Source organism: Aquitalea palustris (genome assembly GCF_003693445.1).
Taxonomy (GTDB): Bacteria; Pseudomonadota; Gammaproteobacteria; order Burkholderiales; family Chromobacteriaceae; genus Aquitalea; species Aquitalea palustris.
Window position 1 is genome coordinate 1 of the sequence record NZ_RFAR01000020.1, and the last position, 20,429, is coordinate 20,429.

19 protein-coding genes are annotated in these 20,429 nt (G+C 59.4%); 7 read left to right on the plus strand and 12 right to left on the minus strand.

The window, feature by feature from the left end; all coding sequences use genetic code 11:
* Positions 1 to 172: 172 nt before the first annotated feature.
* The 7 genes from EAY64_RS05825 to EAY64_RS05855 form a co-directional block, all read right to left on the minus strand.
* Positions 173 to 388 carry a DUF3079 domain-containing protein gene (locus EAY64_RS05825; protein WP_103523847.1) on the minus strand — a complete coding sequence of 72 codons (216 nt, stop codon included), beginning with the start codon at positions 386 to 388 and terminating at the stop codon, positions 173 to 175.
* Between the two features lie 145 nt (positions 389 to 533).
* A complete protein-coding gene (locus tag EAY64_RS05830) occupies positions 534 to 2,363 on the minus strand; it encodes a nitric oxide reductase activation protein NorD (protein ID WP_103523848.1) in 1,830 nt (609 codons plus the stop codon).
* A 7-nt stretch (positions 2,364 to 2,370) separates the two neighbouring features.
* Positions 2,371 to 3,177, minus strand: a complete 807-nt coding sequence (locus EAY64_RS05835) for a CbbQ/NirQ/NorQ/GpvN family protein (protein WP_103523849.1) — start codon at positions 3,175 to 3,177, stop codon at positions 2,371 to 2,373.
* 8 nt (positions 3,178 to 3,185) lie between these two features.
* Positions 3,186 to 3,449, minus strand: a complete 264-nt coding sequence (locus EAY64_RS05840; protein ID WP_103523850.1) for a cytochrome C oxidase subunit IV family protein — start codon at positions 3,447 to 3,449, stop codon at positions 3,186 to 3,188.
* Positions 3,450 to 3,512: 63 nt separating this feature from the next.
* A complete protein-coding gene (locus EAY64_RS05845) occupies positions 3,513 to 4,121 on the minus strand; it encodes a cytochrome c oxidase subunit 3 (RefSeq protein ID WP_103523851.1) in 609 nt (202 codons plus the stop codon).
* A gap of 65 nt (positions 4,122 to 4,186) precedes the next feature.
* Positions 4,187 to 5,614 (minus strand): cbb3-type cytochrome c oxidase subunit I, encoded by a 1,428-nt coding sequence (locus EAY64_RS05850; protein WP_103523852.1) that lies wholly within the window; start codon positions 5,612 to 5,614, stop codon positions 4,187 to 4,189.
* A gap of 35 nt (positions 5,615 to 5,649) precedes the next feature.
* Positions 5,650 to 6,075, minus strand: coding sequence for a c-type cytochrome (locus EAY64_RS05855; RefSeq protein WP_103523853.1), 426 nt, complete (start codon positions 6,073 to 6,075; stop codon positions 5,650 to 5,652).
* A 158-nt stretch (positions 6,076 to 6,233) separates the two neighbouring features.
* Between EAY64_RS05855 and cobA the strand changes: the two genes are divergently transcribed.
* From cobA to EAY64_RS05895, 7 genes are all read left to right on the plus strand, one after another.
* Positions 6,234 to 7,073: a uroporphyrinogen-III C-methyltransferase gene (gene cobA / locus EAY64_RS05860; protein ID WP_103523854.1), complete on the plus strand. Its 840-nt coding sequence runs from the start codon at positions 6,234 to 6,236 to the stop codon at positions 7,071 to 7,073.
* Between the two features lie 78 nt (positions 7,074 to 7,151).
* The gene (locus EAY64_RS05865; protein WP_103523855.1) at positions 7,152 to 7,580 is read left to right on the plus strand and encodes a hemerythrin domain-containing protein; all 429 of its coding nucleotides are present in this window, start codon (positions 7,152 to 7,154) and stop codon (positions 7,578 to 7,580) included.
* Positions 7,577 to 7,789, plus strand: a complete 213-nt coding sequence (locus EAY64_RS05870) for a DUF2249 domain-containing protein (protein WP_103523856.1) — start codon at positions 7,577 to 7,579, stop codon at positions 7,787 to 7,789. Before EAY64_RS05865 ends, EAY64_RS05870 begins: the two co-directional genes overlap by 4 nt.
* On the plus strand, positions 7,786 to 9,066 hold the full coding sequence (locus tag EAY64_RS05875) for a hypothetical protein (RefSeq protein ID WP_103523857.1): 1,281 nt from the start codon (positions 7,786 to 7,788) through the stop codon (positions 9,064 to 9,066). The genes EAY64_RS05870 and EAY64_RS05875 overlap by 4 nt, the downstream gene beginning before the upstream one ends.
* A gap of 120 nt (positions 9,067 to 9,186) precedes the next feature.
* On the plus strand, positions 9,187 to 10,383 hold the full coding sequence (locus tag EAY64_RS05880; RefSeq protein WP_103523858.1) for an NnrS family protein: 1,197 nt from the start codon (positions 9,187 to 9,189) through the stop codon (positions 10,381 to 10,383).
* A 1,210-nt stretch (positions 10,384 to 11,593) separates the two neighbouring features.
* Entirely contained in the window at positions 11,594 to 12,070 is a 477-nt protein-coding gene (locus EAY64_RS05890; RefSeq protein ID WP_103523860.1) for a hypothetical protein, read from the plus strand.
* A gap of 413 nt (positions 12,071 to 12,483) precedes the next feature.
* A complete protein-coding gene (locus tag EAY64_RS05895; RefSeq protein ID WP_103523861.1) occupies positions 12,484 to 12,879 on the plus strand; it encodes a hypothetical protein in 396 nt (131 codons plus the stop codon).
* A gap of 241 nt (positions 12,880 to 13,120) precedes the next feature.
* Here EAY64_RS05895 and narI read toward each other — a convergent pair whose 3' ends face one another.
* The 5 genes from narI to EAY64_RS05920 all read right to left on the minus strand — a co-directional run.
* Positions 13,121 to 13,807 carry a respiratory nitrate reductase subunit gamma gene (gene narI, locus EAY64_RS05900; RefSeq protein WP_103523862.1) on the minus strand — a complete coding sequence of 229 codons (687 nt, stop codon included), beginning with the start codon at positions 13,805 to 13,807 and terminating at the stop codon, positions 13,121 to 13,123.
* Between the two features lie 58 nt (positions 13,808 to 13,865).
* Positions 13,866 to 14,513, minus strand: a complete 648-nt coding sequence (gene narJ, locus EAY64_RS05905) for a nitrate reductase molybdenum cofactor assembly chaperone (protein WP_103523863.1) — start codon at positions 14,511 to 14,513, stop codon at positions 13,866 to 13,868.
* A gap of 3 nt (positions 14,514 to 14,516) precedes the next feature.
* Entirely contained in the window at positions 14,517 to 16,067 is a 1,551-nt protein-coding gene (gene narH, locus EAY64_RS05910; protein WP_103523864.1) for a nitrate reductase subunit beta, read from the minus strand.
* Positions 16,064 to 19,753, minus strand: a complete 3,690-nt coding sequence (locus EAY64_RS05915) for a nitrate reductase subunit alpha (RefSeq protein WP_103523865.1) — start codon at positions 19,751 to 19,753, stop codon at positions 16,064 to 16,066. Before EAY64_RS05915 ends, narH begins: the two co-directional genes overlap by 4 nt.
* A 256-nt stretch (positions 19,754 to 20,009) precedes the next feature.
* Positions 20,010 to 20,429: methyl-accepting chemotaxis protein (locus EAY64_RS05920; RefSeq protein ID WP_233566469.1), on the minus strand; the 420-nt coding region annotated here is incomplete at its 5' end.

Consider the following 20,429-nt stretch of genomic DNA (forward strand, 5'->3'; position numbering starts at 1 on the left):
CAAAACCCCCGCTCCTGCGTTGCGCCTCCTTGCCGTACCAGGTGTACTGTCTGCGTCGGCGCGCCTTGGCCCGGGTACTCTGCGATGTTTTGTCAGCCGCTCCAGGCACAAATGGCAAGGGCGGAAACAAAGCAGCGCCGCCCGCAGGCCGCGACGCGGGTCAGGGGGAGATTCATTTCTTTTCCGGCAAGCTCAGCGACTTCTGTTCCGGCTCCACCTCCAGCCCCCAGTCGCCGTATTCATACCAGTCGTCCCCCAGCACCTCCGCCGGATGCTGGGTACGGCCCGAACCATTGCCGCATTGCAGGGAATCAGCCGGGCAGTATTTGTCGCAGCCCCAGCAGATGCGCTCCGGGTGCGGTGGATTGAGCGGGAATTTTTTAGCCATGTACCATTATTCCGCCCCGGCCAACGCCGCTCATGGATGCATATCAAGAAATGGCCTGCCGCAGGTCAAAAAAATCCCGGCCACCAGGGCCGGGAGAAAAAGGTGCGTACACCTTGGAGTACTGGTCAAGAAAGCTGCAGCAAGCTCAGCGGGTAAAGCCGGCGTACAGGCGGGTGAGCACCTGCGGCAGGGTCTGCGCTTGCTGCACCACCACATAGCCACGATGGCCAAACAAATGCGGCAGGTAGTCACCGGCCTCGCGGTCCACCGTCACGCAAAAGGGCAACAGGCCGTCGCGGCGTGCTTCCAGAATCGCCTGGCGAGTATCCTCGATGCCGTAGCGGCCTTCGTAGTGGTCCAGGTCGTTGGGCTTGCCATCGGAAATGATCAGCAGCAGGCGGCGGGCTGCCGGCTGTTGCAACAGGATGCGGCTGCTCTGGCGAATGGCCGCGCCCATACGGGTGTAATAGCCGGGGCGAATGGCGATGATGCGGCCACGGGTGTTGTCGTCGTAGCGTTCGGCAAAGTCCTTCAACACCTGCAAACGCACTTCCTGACGACGGATGGAGGAAAAGCCGTACAGGCCAAAGGCGTCACCACTGGCCGATAGCGCTTCGGCAAACAACAGCAGGCTGTCGCGTATCACATCAATCACCCGCCCGGACTCCCCTACCCAGCTTTCGGTAGACAGCGACAGGTCAGCCAGCGTGAGACAGGCCAGGCTGCGCTCGCCGGGCGGCCAGGCCTGGTAGAGTGCGGGCTCGGCGATGGCCACGCCGCTCATGCGCTCCGACATGAAACGGATGACGCGATCAATATCAATATCCGGGCCGCTGGCTTCTCCGCTGCGCCGCACCCGCTCCGGCGCCAGCGCCTGAAACTGGCGGCGCAGACGCCGGGCCAGTGGCAGCAAACGGTCCGGCAAGGCGGCGGGATGGGCATCGCGCGGCAGCATGGGCTTGATGATGCAGTGGTCTTCCACCAGTCTTTGCTGTTTCCAGTTCCACTCCGGCAACTTCAGGCCCGGCCCCAGCGGGCTGTCATCGTACGCCGCCGCTGGCAGGTCCAGATCAAACTTCAGCTTGCTGGACTTGGTATGGGCATCCTGTGCAATCGACAGGCGGTTCATATCCTCTGCCGCCGCCTCGCCATTGTTGTCGTCGTCTTCTTCGGTATGGCGGTTGACCTTGACGTACTCGTCCCAGGTAAACAGGCTTTCGGCGCGAAACACCAGCAGCATGCCGTTTTTCCGTTCGTCCTGCGCCACGCGCTGGGCGCGGTAGCGACGACGGCGTGAGCGCTGGTCGGGCCGCTTGCCTTGCGGGTTTTGTGCTTCATGCTGCGCTGCTGCGCCCGCCTGATCCACCACCGGCGGTGCCGGATGCAGCCACAGCGGCACCGGCAGTGGCGGCTGGGCAATGGCCGGCAAAATCTGTTCGATCTCCGGCTGGCGCAAGGCTGCCTGGATGGCACGCTCGACTGCGGCCTCGGCCGCCGGCAGCCGCGCCGGATCCGGGCGCATGGGCAGCAAGCCGGTTACCAGCCGCTGGTAAACCAGCGCCAGCCCGGGCATGGCGGCCAGGCAAGCGGCGGTGGCGGCGCGGTTGCGGTTCAGCCAGTCGCCTGGTGGCACCGGGGTGGCGGCCAGCGCCATCAGCCAGAAATACAGCTGGCGATTCAGTGCCGCATCCGGGTACAGGTCCAGCTTGTCCGGCAGATAAAAAGCCTGGCTGTCGCGCCAGGCCAGTTCCACCTTGGTGCCGGTGCCGGCCAGCCGCTCGATCAGCCGCCGCCGTGCGCCATGTTCGGTGCCAACGGTAGAGCGCAATACCAGTGCCGGATCACCGCCCATGGCACGAAAAAACAGCGGGGCCTGTCCGGCAATCTGTTCCAGCTCCACGGCGGCCGCAGGATGTCCACGGTATGCCGCGCGGCGCACCAGCCTGTCCCACCAGCCCCCTACGATGTCTTCCATGAGCGCGTTACCTGGCGGGGAACTGGGTGTCGATCACGGCCAGCAGCGCGGCTATGGTATCGGACTCATCGCTCAGCGGCTCGGCCAGCGCGGTGCGGCAGGCCAGCTGCGTCGACATGCCGGACATCATCAGCTTGGCGGCATAGACCAGCAGACGGGTGCTGACCGACTCATCCAGATCGTAGCCGGTGAGGCGGCGCAACTGCCCTGCCAGCGTCACCAGCTGGCGCGCCTGGCTTTCGGCGATGCCGGTTTCCTGCATCAGCACCGCCAGTTCCACATCCGGGGCGGGAAAATCAAAGCTCATGGCGACAAAACGCTGGCGAGTGCTGGGCTTGAGGGTTTTCAGCACATGCTGGTAGCCCGGGTTGTACGACACCACCAGCATGAAGCTGGGCGGCGCTTCCAGCAGTTCGCCCGTGCGTTCGATAGGCAGCATGCGCCGGTCGTCGGTAAGCGGGTGCAATACCACGGTGGTGTCCTTGCGCGCCTCCACCACTTCGTCCAGATAGCAAATACCGCCCTGGCGCACGGCGCGGGTCAGCGGACCGTCGCACCACACCGTCTGGCCATCCCCGATCAGGTGGCGGCCCACCAGATCGGCGGCGGACAAATCGTCATGGCAGGACACGGTGATCAGCGGCAGGCCCAGCCGGGCCGCCATATGGGCGACAAAGCGGGTCTTGCCACAGCCGGTGGGGCCTTTGATCAATACCGGCAACTGCTGTTGCCAGGCGGCCTCGAACAGGCGGCATTCATCGCCCTGGGCCTGATAAAACGGTGCTGCCACAGCAGCGGGTAAGGGTGCGTTCATGTCCGGCCTCAGCAAAAACTCATCATCAGCAAGCCCGTCACCAGCAGCAGCCAGCCATGCACGACAAGGCGCAGCCAGCGGGGGGCATGGCGCAGGCCCATATAGTGCTCGATCACGGTAAAGCCCTTGACCCAGGCCAGCAGCAATACCAGCCGGGCCAGGGCACCCTGCCCCAGCGACAGGCCCTGTTCGGCCAATAATGCGGCCAGCAGGGTCAGGCCACTCAGCCAGAGCCACCACAGCCACAAACGGGAAGATGCGGGATAATTCATCTGCACAGCATAGGCAGTGCGCCGCGCGGCATCCTTGATACCGGATAAGGGTTTGGCCCTGCGCTAGCGCGCCACATACACCAGGGCAAACAGCACCAGCCACACCAGATCCACCATATGCCAGTAGGCCGCCGCGGTTTCCACCCCATCCAGCCGGCCTGGGCCATAACGGCCATCGCGCGCCATCCACCACACTGCCGCCACGATCACCATGCCCAGCACCACATGCAGGAAATGAAACACCGTGAGCGAGAGGTAGAACATCCAGAAATCATTGCTGGACAAGCTGATGCCGGCCATGAATTTGCCCACCAGCTCATACAGCTTGCACACCAGGAAACCGCTGCCAAACACCATGGCCAGCAGCAGCGATTGCCGTGCCGCGCGTTGCCGGTCCTGGGCAAACCGCTTCACCGCCGCCACCATGCAGGCACTGCCGGCAATCAGCAGCAGGGTATTGAGGGTGGGCAGCAGCAAATCCAGATGTGACTGCCCTTCGGCAAACAAGGCCGGCTGCTGCCGGCGATATACCCCGTACACCAGGAAAAACACCCCGAACACCGCCAGCTCCGCCAGGATGAAAAACCACATGGCCAGATCACCCGGCACATGGCACTCGGGCACATGGCGCGCTGGCTGCGCCTCGGTCAACGCCAGACTTTGTTCACGCATGCCTGCCTCCAAAATCAAAGAGGCGGCCCGCAAGCCGCCTCATTGCCGTTACGTTCAGCCGCTAATCAGCTTTCGCGTTTGCCGGTAACAAAAAAACTGGTGACATACATCATCAGGCCAGTGAAGAAGCACAGACCAAAACCGAAACGCGCCCAATACATCGGCATGATGTGCTGCTGGGTCTCCATGAAGGGCAAGGGCGAGGCTGACAGGCGCTGCAGCGATACCTGGGTCACCGCGGCGGCGGTCAGCGACAGGGTGATCCCCACGATGGCCAGCGTCATCACCCAGAAGGCGGTCTTTTCCAGCTTTTGCGCCGCTGCGCTGTTGGCTTCACGGCCACGCAGCAGCGGCATGGTGTAGGAAATCATGGTCAGCACCACCATGGCGTAAGCACCGTAGAACGCCATATGGCCGTGTGCCGCAGTCAGCTGGGTGCCGTGGGTGTAGTAATTCACCACCGACAGCGTACCCAGGAAGCCCCATACCCCGGCACCCAGGAAGGACATCACCCCGGTACCCAGCGCCCACAGCGTGGCGGCCTGGTTCGGATGCTCACGCCGGCGCCGCTTGACCATATTGAAGGCGAACACCGTCATCATGAAGAAGGGAACCGGTTCCAGTGCCGAGAAGACGGACCCCAGCAGCTGCCAGTAGCCCGGCGTGCCAATCCAGAAGTAATGGTGACCGGTACCGATGATGCCGGTGATCAGGGTCATGGCAATGATCAGGTACAGCCATTTTTCAATGATTTCACGGTCGACGCCGGTCACCTTCACCAGCACGAAGGCCAGCATGGCGCCCATGATCAGTTCCCATACGCCTTCCACCCACAGGTGCACTACCCACCACCAGAAGTACTTGTCCAGCACCAGGTTGTTCGGGTTCACAAAGGAGAACAGGAAGAAAATCGCCAGGCCCCACAAACCCAGCATCATCACGATGCTGATGCTGGTCTTGCGACCGGACAGCAGGGTCATCGACAGGTTGAACAGGAAGGACAGCGCTACCAGCACGATGCCCACCTTGGTAATCAGCGGCTGCTCCAGGTAACCGCGCCCCATGGTGGGCAGCAGGTCGTTACCGGTGAGGTGGGCCAGCACGTTATAGGGCAGGCCCAGATAGCCAACGATGGTCAGCGCACCCGCCACCAGGAATACCCAGAAGGTGATGATGGCCAGTTTCGGGCTGTACAGCTCGCGCTCGCACTCTTCCGGAATCAGGAAATACCCCGCTCCCATGAAGCCGAACAGCAGCCAGACAATCAGCAAATTGGTATGCACCATGCGTGCAGTGCCAAACGGAATGGCGGGAAACAGGAAGTCGCCCTTGAAATACTGCAGGCCGATGATCAGGCCAAACAGGATCTGGCCGATGAACAGGCCGATGGCCGCCACAAAATAGGGCTTGGCCACCGCTTGCGAGCGGTATTTTATCTGGTCATTCACTGTCGCCTTGCTGGCGGGCAGTGCTGCCACGGTTGCATTACTCATGTGTTTTCTCCGGAAGCAATTGATCGCACTGCGGATCAGCCTTCGATATTGGGCGGCCAGTTATTGGTATTGATCTGCGAGCTGTATTTCAGGAATGCCACCAGATCATCCAGCTGTGCATCGTTCAGGTTGAACTGCGGCATCTGGCGCCGACCGGGTACGTTGGTGGGCATCGCCTTCATCCAGCCCTTGATGAACTCCGGGCCACGGCGCACATAGACATTGCCCAGCTCCGGCGCAAAGAACGCCCCCTCGCCAATCAGCGTGTGGCAACCGGCACAGTTGCGTGTCTCCCAGATTTTCTTGCCGCGCACGGCGGCATCGGTCAGCTGGGCCTTGGCGTTATGGCTGGGCACCGCCATGGTGGTATCCACGGTCAGCCCGAGGAAAATCAGGAAAAAGAAAACCGACCCACCGTAAAAGATGTTGCGGGCCGTCGATTTGGTGAAGCTCGCGCTCATCACGTCCTCCTCAATTGCGTGTACCGGCAAGCCCGGCACTTGCGGCGAAATGTACGGTTTCGGACATCCCGACAGCATTGATTCGAATCAACGATTTCCGGCCCCCTCCCTACCTACACTGGCAACATTCCAGCCAAGGCCCAGCCAAAGGAGCCTGCATGAACAGCCCGTATCAAGCCCTGCCCACGCCCCTGGTGCCGCCAGAAAAACCCGTCATTTCCGGCGGAGAATTCCAGCCGGGCAGCGTCGCCCTGGTGGGTGCCGGACCGGGCGCAGCCGACCTGCTCACCCTGCGCGCATTGCAGCGCTTGCAGCAGGCAGATGTCGTGTTGTACGACCACCTGCTGGACAGCAGCATTCTGGCGCTGGCCCCCGCCACGGCCGAACGCCTCTGCGTGGGCAAACGCGCCAGCCGCCATACCCTGCCGCAAGCGGACATCAATCAGCTACTGGTGAGCCTTGCCCGCCAGGGGCGGCGGGTGGTACGGCTGAAGGGGGGAGATCCGCTGCTGTTCGGCCGTGGCGGCGAAGAGATGGAAGCACTGGCCGCCGCCGGCATTCCCTGTGAAGTGGTCCCCGGCATCAGCGCCGCGCTGGGGGCCGCCGCCAGTGCCGGCCTGCCGCTGACCCATCGTGACTATGCCCAGGGCTGCAGCCTGGTCACCGGCCATCGCCGCCAAGGGCAACAGACGCTGGACTGGCCCCGTCACTGCACGCCCGAGCAGACCATCGTGGTCTATATGGGGCTGGGCGAAGCCGCCAGCATCGCCAGCCAGTTGCTGGCCCACGGCCGGGCCGCCGATACGCCAGTCGCCGTGGTGGAAAATGCCTGCTCCGCGCGGCAGCGCTGCCTGTGCGGCAGCTTGCAGAACCTGGCTGCCCTGATCGAACAGGAAGGCATCAGCGCCCCGGCACTGCTGGTCATCGGGCAGATTGTCACCCTGCATCAGAAGCTGCAGGCCGCCATGGCCGGGCAACATGCAGCGGCAAGTTCTTGATCCGTGTCATTCAAACGGGCCGCCGCCGCACCGCATACTGCGCTTTTACCGCTAGCCCAGCCACACAGGACACCATCCATGAACGCCATAGCCTGCCTGACCCAGCAGCATCGTGACTGCGACGCCATTCTTGCCCAAGCCGAACAGGCGGTACGTCACGGTGACTGGACGAGCGCCGGCCAGACCTGCCTGCGCCTGGCCACCGATCTGGAGCAACATTTCCAGCTGGAAGAACTGCAGCTGTTCCCGGCTTTCGAAGCCGCCACCGGCATGTACAGCGGCCCCACGGCAGTCATGCGCCAGGAACACCAGCAAATCCGCCAGCTGCTGCAGGACATGGACGACGCGGTGCACGCCACGGATGCCAGCGCCTGGCTGGGCCACGCCGAAACCCTGCTCATCCTCACCCAGCAGCACAATATGAAAGAAGAAAACATCCTCTATCCCATGTGCAGCCAGCATATAGCCGGCTTTGAGCAGATGGTGATGGCAGGAGCCAGCGCATGAGCCCGGTCGACCTGCGCCACCTCGCCCCCCCCGAGCCGATGGAAATCATTCTGGATGCCGCCGATCAGTTGCAAGACCAGCAAACCCTGGCCTGGATTCTGCCGCACCACCCCACGCCGCTGCTGCCCATGCTTACCGCCCAGGGCATTGCCTACCGCTTTGAACTGTCCGGCGATGGTGGGGTGATTCTGTACATCAGCAAAGCATGAGTCAGGCCTGGCTTTCCTACGACGACGCACCTCCCTTCTGGCTGCCTGCCAGTTTTTTTGGCGCAGCCATGCTGTGGTTGCTGCTACTGGGAGGCTTGCTCCTGCCCGCAGACATGCTGACGGCCAACCGCTACCACCCGCAGCTGCTGGCGCTTACCCATGTGCTGGCACTGGGCGTATTGGGCAACATCATGAGCGGTGCCCTGCTGCAAATGCTGGCGGTGGCCAGCGGCGTGGCAGCACGGCGCGCAAGCCACCTGCTGCTGGGCATCTTCCTGCCCTGGCAGGCAGGAACCGCCTTGCTGGTGGGTGGCTTCTGGTTTGGTTTCGCCCCACTTGCCCTGCAGGCGGCGGCAGTCTTGCTGTGCGCGGCCATCATCCGCCTGGCTTGGCACGGCCTGCATGGCCTGGCCCACAGCCCGGCGCGGGATGCCAGCAGCCGCGGCATGGCGCTGGCCTTGCTGGCACTGCTGGTTACCGCCCTGCTGGGGCTTGGACTGGTGCTGACGCTGAGCGGCCAGCTGCCACTGCCGCTCATGCCATTGCTACACAGCCATGTGCTGTGGGCGGCGATGGGCTGGCTGTTCCTGCTGCTGTTGGCAGTCAGCCAGACCGTGATTCCGATGTTTCTGATCACCCCGTCCTACCCGGCCTGGATGCTGAGCACCGGCAGGGCGGTGCTGCTATTGCTGCTGGCCTGCAGCCTGGCCCTGTTTTTCTGGCCAGCGCAGCTGTGGTTGCCTGCCAGCCTGCTGCTGATCCCGGTCGTGCTATATGCCGTGCAGTCGTGGCGACTACTGCGGCAAAGCCGGCGGCCGGCTGATCCGCTATGGCGGCAATGGCAAGGGGTGATCGCCTGCCTGCTGCTGGGTGGCGTGAGCGCCTGGCTGTGCAGCAGGTGGACAGCATGGCCGAGCCTGCCCTTGCTGGCTGGCTTGTGGTGGCTGGGTGGTGCCGGCCTGGGTGCCACGCTGGCCATGCTGGGCAAGATCCTGCCTTTTCTGGCCTGGCTGCATTTGAAGCGGCTGAACCCGCCACGCGGCCTGCTGCCCTCCACCCATGGCTTTCTGCCCGAGTCCGCCCAGCGCCGGGTGCGGCTTCTGCATCAGCTGTGGCTGTTGGCCGGCACGCTGTGGTGCTGGCAGCCCGGTCGCTTTCATGGCCTGTTTGCCCTGTCCACGCTGGCCTTGGCGTCTTATGCCTTGTGGCTGGGTGGAAAAATCGCCCGACGCTACCACGCGGTGCAAGGCGCCGTGTCAACGGCTGCGACGCACTGACTAGCCAACAGCCTTGCTGCCGCAGCTGCCGCGCGCGGCCGGATTTTCTTGACGAGAATCATTTCGCCTTGCACTAGCGGCTCGGATACTGGGCAACCACCCATAGCGAGCCTTAGCGTCATGTCTGATACCCTCCCCTCCGCCTTGCTGCGTGCACCGCACCGTCTGGCCTTCCTGCTGGGCATGCTCAGCGCCCTCTTGCTGTTTGCTGCCTGGTTTGCCGAGCTGGCATCCCGGCTTGGCCCACATGCCATCACGCCGCAGATTCCTGCGGTGATGGCCCACGCCTTGTTGATGCTGTATGGCATTTTCCCCTTGTTCATGACCGGCTTCATCTTTACCGCCGGCCCGCGCTGGCTGGGGGTTGCCCCGCCCAGCCGGGCACGCTATCTGCTGACGCCCGGCCTGATGGCTGCCGGCGTGGCCGGCTGGCTGGCTGGCCTCGCGCTGGGCAAGAGCTGGCTGCTGGCGGGCCTACTGTTGTACGGCCTGGGCTTTGCCAGCCTGACCTTGTGTTTTGCTGGCCTCGTCTGGCGCAGCCCGCAGCCGGATCGCCGCCATGCGCTGGTGGTGCTGGCGGCTTTCGTGCTGGGACTGGCCGGTGTCGTGGCCGCAGGCTGCTGGCTGTTCAGCGGCAATGGCGCTTACTGGCTGATCATGCGCGATCTGGCCTTGTGGGGATTTTTGCTGCCGGTATTCCTGACGGTGTGCCACCGCATGCTGCCTTTCTTTAGCAGCAGTGCACTGCCAGCCATCCAGGCATGGCGCCCCTACTCCCTGCTGGCCGCCATGGTGGCTGGCAGCTGGCTGCACGGCTTGCTGCTGCTGAGCCAGCACAGCAGCCTGCTGGCCGACCTGCCGCTCACCCTGCTGTTTGGCTACACCAGCTGGCGCTGGGGCCTGCTGCCTGCGCGCAAGGTCAAGCTGCTGTGGATGCTGCACCTGTCCTTTGCCTGGCTGGCCGTGGCATTTGGCCTGTATACCCTGGCCGGCCTGCTGCCCGCGCTGGCGCTGGGGCTGGCACCGCTGCACGCCATCACGGTGGGCTTCTTCATGACCATGGTCATCGCCTTTGTCTCGCGGGTGACCCTGGGACATTCCGGCTTGCCGCTACAGGCCAGCAGCTGGCTGTGGCGCATTTACCTGGCTGTGCATGCGGTCGCACTGAGCCGGGTAGTAGCCGACTTTGTGCCACAAGCATGGGTAGCCTGCCTGTATGCCACCGTGGCTCTGTCCGGCTTGCTGGCACTGCTGGGCTGGAGCCGGCAACTGATCGGGCTGTACCTGAAACCGCGCGCCGACGGGCAAGCGGGCTAAGCAGTAACGTGCCGTCCTCTGACACTGCTGCAGCTACTGGGGACGGCACAGCTTGGGACACCCTGCCCGCATACTGTTATCACTGCACTACCCTATCCTGCCCCTTCTCCACGGCCCAGGAGAATGATGACTAGCTTGGCACTTCCAGCGGGACATCAGACTGCCAGACACGTCGTCTATTTACTGGTACTTACGTTGCGCCTATGCCGGCTAGTGCTGGCTAAGTACATAAGTAGGAATACCCATATTGACTGCACATCCTTGATTGTCGAAGTTTGACTGCATAAACTGACTTTCTTTACAAGTTGTGCTCTATCAGAAAAAAATATCCAAATTTTTCCATGAAAAAGAATTGGCGATTTCTGGCAAAAAAATCATACAGCACGTGCCGACACATAGCGAATATAGATGTCCGTAGCCACAGCAAAAGTGGTGAATATTTTGCGGGAAAACTTGATTTGCCGAGAGAGCTAAAAGAAAGCAAGGTGATTGATTGTGTTATTTACAGAAGAGGTTTTTTCAACTGGAACGGCGCAACACCTCCAATGAGCATTCCAGCAGATCAATTTTATGAATAACCACGCAATGCACAACCCAACAATTAAGCCAATTTAAAAAATCAAATTAATTTATCAAAATAAACAACTAAAAACCATATCCACAAAGCCGCACACCGAAGATTAAACATGAAAAATCTTAAAATGATGTGCAAAAATAAATACATAATATGCTTATTGCTGACATTAATCATTCCATATTCAACGTATTGGATATGGATTAGAAATTTTTCCGTAATCTCCGTCAGCAATGTAAAACTCCGTAATGGAGTCATATCAGCAACATTGCAATTAAAATTCAAAAGAGAGAATGCAAAATTATTTTGCTAATCCGTAAAATCAGAATCCATAACACAAGACACAGATCACAACTGGCATACCAATGGCTATGCAGTACAAGAGGGAGTCAGCAATGAATGGACTTACAGCTTCAACAAATCGCAAAAAATTGAAATAATCGCAGATGAATTGCCAAATGATATTAATTCATTATCTTGCCGCATAAGACAAGCCGATTATAATTTTCTCACCCCTCCCTCAAATATATTTTCAGTCAAATTCAGATAACACCTCAGCAGTATGCAAATGGAAAATTTAGCTCTACTACGCATACACAGCAGCACACCTTATCACTAAAGCAGAGTGAACACAGCATGATAATTTTTGCAAAATTCAATAAAATTACTCCCAAAGCAGCATTCATTACCAGCTTAATAGCTTACTTATTGTTTTTCATTTTCATTAAAAATTTTTCAGTCATTGGCGCCAGCAACATATCCAAAAATGAAGGGGCCTTGTACTTCACATTGAGATCCAGGCTAAACTTCAATCATTCAAAAATATTCTGCGGGAACGAACCAGACATTGCAGGAACAAGATACTACTCCGAGAAATACAACCCAATAATTGGCGAACTTATTAATGAAAAGACTGGCGAAATAATTAGCGAGGCCAGTGAAAACCCTGACGATAGAGCAAGCGCCTACTATTTAACAAGAACACAGCACATCAGAATAGGCCTCAACGGAATCGAAGCTGGGATTAAGAGAATTTACTGCAAAGTTGGAAAGATGAATTTTGCATTTTACTACCCAGACAGCAACGAAATAATTGTGAACATACCAAAATAATTTAATACATAATCCACGGGTTTAATTTATAGCGCGAAAACATTACCTACCAACGACCGCCATCAGGTTAGATCATCGACGCCAGGAATGCAGCATCATCTCAGCGGTAACAATTTACATATAAAAATAAACAACCCAGCCAGCAAAAACAGAAATAAGAATATTAAAGATGCAAAAACTCAGTACGCCTGAGTTTTCATGCAAGCTCCACTACAACTTACAACAAGTGCAATCCAGCCAGGCTGAACAATGGACTAGGCAAATTAGCATAAAAACAGGCCAGGGCATGATGGCAGCCATATCCAGCAACCCCAAGACCCAGACACAATCCGAACCACCATTTACAACCATTAATTTTACTTAGACTAAAACATGAAGACAAAGCAAAGTACAATAGTCAAGAGAAAAATTGAATGAAAATATCCCCCATTAAAGCAACAGCAGCAATTCTTATTCTCGCACTTCTCTACAGCCAAACAGACAAAGCCATAGCGAAATTATTTATTAATCACGGGCAAATATCCATTATTTTCTTAAAAACCTGCAGCTACGATGCATTTTATATTGAAAATGAAAACAATCAAATACTGGCAACTTCAATGTATTCAGAAATCCCTGTAAACGGCCCCATATTTAAAGAAAACACTTTTATTCCACTGGAAAAATTATTAGATATAAAAATAAAGAGCAATACCATATACAACTTATACGCCAATACCGAGTGCCTACCCAACAGACAAATACCTCGAAAACATTTCAAGTTCAAAATCAGAAGCAACGGTGAAATAAACATACTAGATGAAAATTAAAACTCACCAAAACCTTCTGGAATTTATTCAATGCATTGCTCAACCATCTATTTAGCAAACACAGCTCGGCGATGACAAGCTACTCGTCACTACTACTTTGTTAGTTTTGCACCTGCATTAAAAATGGGGCGTGCCAAGCACGCCCCATTTCGCTAGTCATTACATATTTAGTTAATCCGCCAGAGTATGTAATGCATACTCATCAGGACTTCACCTCGTCGTTTAAGCTGCCAATTGCTGATCAGCCACGCGGGCGCACCAGCTGCCAGGCGCGGCCCAGATAAGTCACCGCACCAAAGCCGCTCCACACATGCACCAGACGGGTGAAGGGGAAGATCACGAACACGCTCATGCCCATGAACAGGTGCAGCTTGAAGATGGGAGACGCGGCCACGATGAACTGCGCCGCATCACCACGCAAGGTGACGATATGCTGCGCCCAGGTCATCAGCAGCACCATTTCGTGGCCGTCCAGATGCTGGGCGGACACGGCGATGGTGCACAGGCCCAGCAGCAGCGTGGCCAGCAGCCACAGCAGCACCAGCTTGTCACGCCAGGTGGTGTTGGCAGCCAGACGCTGGTTGCTCAGGCGGCGATGCAGCAGGATCAGTAGACCAACCAGGGCCAGCGAACCCATGATGCCGCCGGCGCTCATGGCAAATACCTGCTTGAAGCTATGGGTGACACCCAGCGCTTCCCATACGCTCAAGGGCGTCAGCAGGCCCACCAGATGGCCGAAGAACAGCCCCAGCACGCCGACGTGGAACAGGATGCTGCCCAGCCGCAGATTGCCGCGATACACCAGCTGGGAGGATTCACTCTTCCAGCTGTATTGTTCGCGCTCAAAGCGCATCAGGCTGCCCAGCAAAAAAATGCTGAGCGCGATATAGGGATAAATCCCGAACACAAATTGATGCAGATAATCCATCTCTCTCTCCTTGCTGTTCCGGCCTGCTCATGACGGCGCGGACCGGAAACAGGCAGATTCAGGCGCCGGGTCGCGACGGGTAGAAGTTGACCGGAGCAATGGCCGGCAGGGCGGGCTTGAGCAAGGGTTCGCTGCCATCCGCACCGGGGCCAAAGGTTTCCAGCAGTTCGTCCATGTCGCGGATCGGCGGCACGCTCAGCGGCTCCGGTGCCACCGGCGACAGCCACACCAGCACATCCAGCACCCCGGCATAGGGTGAGGACGACTCGCGCAGCTTGCCGGCGATATGGCCCAGCACATGCACCGCATCACCCAACAGGCGGCTGCCCTCGTCCGGCTCGCATTGCGACAGGAATTCCAGGAACAGCGGCACATAGTCGGGCAGTTCGGCACACACCGGCTCGAAACCGTGCTCCTTGTACTCCTCCAGCAAATCCACCATGGCCTGACCACGGGCGCGGTCCTCGCCATGGATGTGCTCGAACAGGTGCAGCGAGTGCGCCGGACTGCGGTCGAAGGTTTGCACATAGCCCTCTTGCAGGGCGATCAGCTCGCCGCCCTCCAGCTGTGCCAGCAGCGGTTCCAGCATGCTGGCTGCCGTCGGAGTGGCCTGCAGTGCGCTGCGGATGTCATCCAGCGCCGCCAGCAACTCGGGCTCCGGATAGCACAGCAGCGCCGAGACAATCTTGAACAGTGACTGGTTCATGGCTTAACTCCCGGCGTTGGCCTTGCGGTCGCGCCGCATGTCATGGAACACGATGGGGGTGGCCTTCTTCTTGCCAAACAGGCTGGCATCAGAAGTGCCGCTGGAGCAGCCGTTGCCAAAGGTGAAGCCGCAGCTGGCCTTGTCCTCGAAGGTGTTTTCCACCATTTCCTTGTGGCTGGACGGAATCACGAAGCGGTCTTCGTAATTGGCAATCGCCATCACCTGGTACATTTCTTCCACCTGGGCCGGCTTCAGATGCGTGCCGCGCAGGGAGGCGGGATCGCTGATTTTTTCCACGCTCTTTTTACGCATGTAGCGGCGCATGGCCACCATGGTTTCCAGCGCACTCACCACCGGCTCTTCCTTGCCGGCGGTCAGCAAGTTGGCCAGATAGCGGATCGGAATACGCAGGTCTTTCACGTCCGGGATGATGCCGTTTTCACCGATCAGGCCGTTTTCCAGCGCGCTCTGGATGGGAGAGAGCGGCGGGATGTACCACACCATGGGCAGGGTGCGGTATTCCGGATGCAGCGGGAAGGCTACTTTCCATTCCATGGCCATCTTGTACACCGGCGAATTCTGCGCGGCGCTGATCCAGGCTTCCGGAATGCCCTGCTTGCGGGCCTCGGCCTGGATTTCCGGCGAATTCGGGTCCAGGAACACGCCCAGCTGCGCTTCGTACAGGCTCTTCGGGTCTTCCACGCTGGCGGCGGCTTCGATGCGGTCGGCATCGTACAGCAGCACGCCCAGGTAGCGGATGCGGCCTACGCAGGTTTCCGAACACACGGTGGGCTGACCGGCCTCGATACGCGGGTAGCAGAAGATGCACTTCTCGGCCTTGCCGCTGGTCCAGTTGTAGTAAATCTTCTTGTACGGGCAGCCGGACACGCACATGCGCCAGCCACGGCACTTGTCCTGGTCGATCAGTACGATGCCGTCGTCTTCGCGCTTGTAGATGGAGCCGGACGGGCAGGAGGCGACACAGGCCGGGTTCAGGCAGTGTTCGCACAGGCGCGGCAGATACATCAGGAAAGTGTTCTCGAAGGCCGAGTACATTTCCTTCTGGATGCCTTCAAACAAGGCATCCTTGCTGCGCTTGGAGAACTCGCCACCCAGGTCGTCTTCCCAGTTGGGGCCCCATTCGATCTTGTCCATCTTCTTGCCGGTCAGCACCGACACCGGGCGGGCCGTCGGCGGAGTCTGCATTTCCGGTGCGTTCTGCAGGTGCTCGTAGTCGAAGGTAAAGGGCTCGTAGTAGTCGTCAATGGCCGGCAGATTGGGGTTGGCAAAGATATTGGCCAGAATGCGCATCTTGCCGCCCTGCTTGGGCACCAGCTTGCCATTGGGCTTGCGTTCCCAGCCGCCCTGCCATTTTTCCTGGTTCTCCCAGTCCTTGGGGTAGCCAATGCCCGGCTTGCTTTCCACATTGTTGAACCAAGCGTATTCCACCCCGTCGCGGCTGGTCCAGACGTTCTTGCAGGTGACCGAACAGGTATGGCAGCCGATGCACTTGTCCAGGTTCAGCACCATGCCGATTTGTGCACGGATTTTCATTTGTCTTCTCCTGCAGGCAGATCCATCCAATCCACTTTTTTCATCTTGCGCACGATGACGAATTCGTCACGGTTGGCCCCCACCGTCCCGTAGTAGTTGAAGCCCCAGGACAGTTGGGCGTAGCCGCCAATCATGTGGGTCGGCTTGGTCACCGCACGGGTCACCGAGTTGTGGATGCCGCCGCGCTTGCCGCTGGTTTCCGCGCCAGGCACGTTCACGATCTTCTCCTGGGCGTGGTACATCAGCGTCATGCCTTCCGGCACGCGCTGCGATACCACGGCACGGGCGGTCAGCGTGCCGTTGACGTTGAATACTTCGATCCAGTCGTTGTCGACAATGCCGGCCTTCCTGGCGTCCACTTCGGATACCCAGACGTGCGGGCCGCCACGCGACAGCGTCAGCATGCGCAGATTGTCCGAATAGGTACTGTGAATGCCCCATTTCTGGTGCGGGGTGATGAAGTTGAGCACCAGCTCGTGATTGCCGTTGGACTTCTTGCCCAGGATGGCCTGGGTGGTTTTCAGGTCCACATGCGGCTTGAACACGCACAGGCCCTCGCCAAAGGCGCGCATCCACTGGTGATCCTGATAGAACTGCTGGCGGCCGGTGATGGTGCGCCATGGAATCAGCTCGTGCACATTGGTGTAGCCGGCGTTGTAGCTGACTTCTTCGCTTTCCAGGCCAGACCAGGTGGGCGAGGAAATGATCTTGCGCGGCTGCGCCTGCACATCGCGGAAGCGGATGCTGTCGTGTTCGCGCGGCAGCGCCAGATGGGTGTGATCGATACCGGTAATCTTCGACAGCGCCTCCCATGCTTTCACCGCCACATGGCCGTTGGTTTCCGGTGCCAGGGTGAGAATCATCTCGGCCGCGTCGATGGCGGTATTCAGCTTGGGCTGGCCCTTGCCGGCGCCTGTCGCCACGGTATGGTTCAGGCCACGCAGGATGTCCACTTCATGGCTGGTTTTCCAGCTGATGCCCTTGCCGCCATTGCCTACTTTTTCCAGCAGCGGGCCGATGGAGGTGAACTTGTCGTAGATGGCGCCGTAATCGCGCTCCACCACGGTCATGGCCGGCATGGTCTTGCCCGGCACCGGCTCGCACTCGCCCTTCTTCCAGTCACGCGGGTCAAACGGCTGGCCCAGCTCCTGCGGGGTGTCGTGCATCAGCGGGGTGAGTACCAGATCCTGCTGCACGCCCAGGTAGTCCTTGCCGATTTCGGAAATCTTCTTGGCAAAGCCCTTGTAGATTTCCCAGTCCGACTTGGCCTGCCACAGCGGCTGTACGGCTTCGGACAGCGGGTGGATGAAGGGGTGCATGTCGGACGTATTCAGGTCGTCCTTCTCGTACCAGGTAGCGGTCGGCAGCACGATGTCGCCGTACAGGCAGGTGGTGGACATGCGGAAGTCCAGCACCACCAGCAGGTCCAGCTTGCCTTCCACCGCCGGGCGCACGGTGATTTCGCTCGGCTTGATGCAGTCTTCCTCGCTACCCATCACCGCGTTCTGGGTGCCCAGCAGGTATTTGAGGAAGTATTCGTGGCCCTTGCCGGAGCTGCCCAGGATATTGGAACGCCACACAAACATATTGCGCGGGAAGTTCTTCGGGTTGTCCGGGTCGTTGCAGGACATGTCCAGCGTGCCGTTTTTCAGGCTATCCACGGCAAATGGGATGGCTTCCTGGCCTGCCGCCCTGGCCGCACGGGTGATGTCCAGCGGGTTGGTGGTCAGCTGCGGGGTGGACGGCAGCCAGCCCATGCGTTCGGCCTTGGCGTTGTAGTCGATCAGGCTCAGATTGGCCATCTTGCCGTCGGCCGTCGGGCACAGGATTTCATTAATGCCCAGCTTTTCATGCCGCCACTGGCTGGTATGGGCGTAGAAGAAGCTGGTGCCGTTCATCTGGCGCGACGGACGCACCCAGTCGCCGGCAAAGGCCAGCGGTGCCCAACCGGTTTGCGGACGCAGCTTTTCCTGGCCCACATAGTGGCACCAGCCGCCGCCGCTCTGGCCGATACAGCCGCACAACATCAGCATGTTGATGATGCCGCGGTAGCTCATGTCCATGTGATACCAGTGGTTGAGCGCGGCACCGACAATCACCATGGATTTGCCATGGGTCTGGTCGGCATTCTGGGCGAATTCGCGCGCCACCTGGATCACCATTTCCGGCTTCACGCCGGTGTGCTTTTGCTGCCAGGCCGGGGTGTACGGTACATCGGCCATGTAGTCATTGGTGACGTTGCCGCCGCCCAGGCCACGGTCGATACCGTAGTTGGCTGCCATCAGGTCGAATACCGTGGCCACCAGCGTGGTGCTGCCATCGGCCAGCACTACCTGGCGGGCCGGCACATTGCGGGTGAGCAGATCGTCGTGTTCGGCGCCGAAATACGGGAAACCGACACCCACTACTTCGTCGCGGTTTTCAATCAAGGACAGGCGGGCCGATACGTCGCGGCCCGCGCTGCCGTCATGTTGTTGCAAGTTCCATTTGCCACTCTGGCCCCAGCGAAAGCCGATGGAACCGGTGGGCGCCACGATGTCGCCACTGGTTTCATCAAAAACCAGGGTTTTCCATTCCGGGTTGTTGTCTTCGTTCAGGTTATTTGCCAGATGGCTGGCGCGCAGGAAGTAATCCGGCACATAGCGTTCGCCATCCTGGCGCAGCGTCACCAGCATCGGCATGTCGGTGTAGCGGCGGATGTAGTCGGTAAAGTAGGCCGACGGCTGGTCCAGATGGAATTCCTTGAAGATGACATGCCCCATGGCCATGGCCAGTGCGGCATCGGTGCCCTGCTTCGGTGCCAGCCAGATGTCACCGAACTTGGCCATTTCGCCAAAGTCACTGGAAACCGCCACGGTCTTGGTGCCCTTGTAGCGCACTTCGGTATAGAAGTGAGCGTCCGGGGTGCGGGTCATCGGCACATTGGAACCCCACACCATCAGGTAGGTGGAGTTGTACCAGTCGGCCGATTCGGCCACGTCGGTCTGTTCGCCCCACACCTGCGGGCTGGCCGGCGGCAAGTCGCAGTACCAGTCGTAGAAAGACAGTGGCACGCCACCGATCAGGCTGAGGTAACGGCTGCCCGCAGCATAGGACACCATGGACATGGCCGGAATCGGCGAGAAGCCCACCACGCGGTCCGGGCCATAATTCTTGATGGTGTAGGCATTGGAGGCCGCGATGATTTCGTTGGCTTCATCCCAGTTGGCACGCACAAAACCGCCCTGGCCGCGCTTGCTCTTGTACTGCCTGGCCAGTGCCGGGTTCTGGCTGATGTGTTCCCAGGCTTCCACCGGGCCCATGCTCTGGCGTGCTTCACGCCACAGCTTGGCCAGGCGGCCACGGATCATCGGGTATTTCACCCGCTGCGCCGAATACACATACCAGCTGTAAGACGCGCCACGCGGGCAGCCACGCGGTTCGTGGTTGGGCAGGTCCGGCCGGGTGCGCGGGTAGTCGGTCTGCTGGGTCTCCCAGGTGATCAGGCCGTTCTTTACATACACTTTCCAGCTACAGGAGCCGGTGCAGTTCACCCCGTGGGTGGAACGCACGATCTTGTCGTGCTGCCAGCGTTGGCGATAGGCGTCTTCCCACTGGCGGTCTTCATTCACCACCGCGCCATGGCCATCGGCAAAGGTGGATTTCACCTTGCCGAGGAAATTCAGTCTGTCCAGAAAATGGCTCATCTTGCCTCCGAGTTTTTACCGCCAGATGCGGTGTCGCGGCCCCGCCGCGCAGCCTTTGCTTACGCTGGACAGATTAAGTCCGGGCAACAACAGCGCCCATTCGCCACAGGTGGCAAGCAGCCGAAGCAGAGTGAGGAGGCGGATAAGCCATAAGAATTAGACGGCACTACACAGGCAGGCCAGCAACAGGGGGAGAGAAGGCGGGATGGGCGGAGCAGGCCGCAAACGGGCCACTCCGCAGCTTGCTGCAGGGAACTCAGAGACTGGTGTGCTGGAAACGGTCGACCAGCTCGACCATCTTGCCGGCGGTGCGATTAAGCTGGCCGGACAGCGCTGCGGCCTCCTGCACGATGCGGGCATTGTTTTCCGCCAGTGCGGCAATCTTGCTGACATTGCTGGCCACATCATTGCTGGCGGCAGTCTGCTCCTGCATCGCCAGCGTGGTGCTGCGACTCTTGTCGGCGGTATCGCTGGCCTTGCCATGAATCAGCGCCAGGTCTTCCACCGTCAGATCCACTTCGGCCATGCCGCCCTGCATGCGCTGCCGCGCCGTCGCCATCTGCTGCGCCACATCGCGGGTTTCGTGACGGATGTCTTCAATCAGCGCCGCGATGTCCAGCGTCTCCTTGCTGGTGCGCTCGGCCAGCTTGCGCACCTCGTCCGCCACCACGGCAAA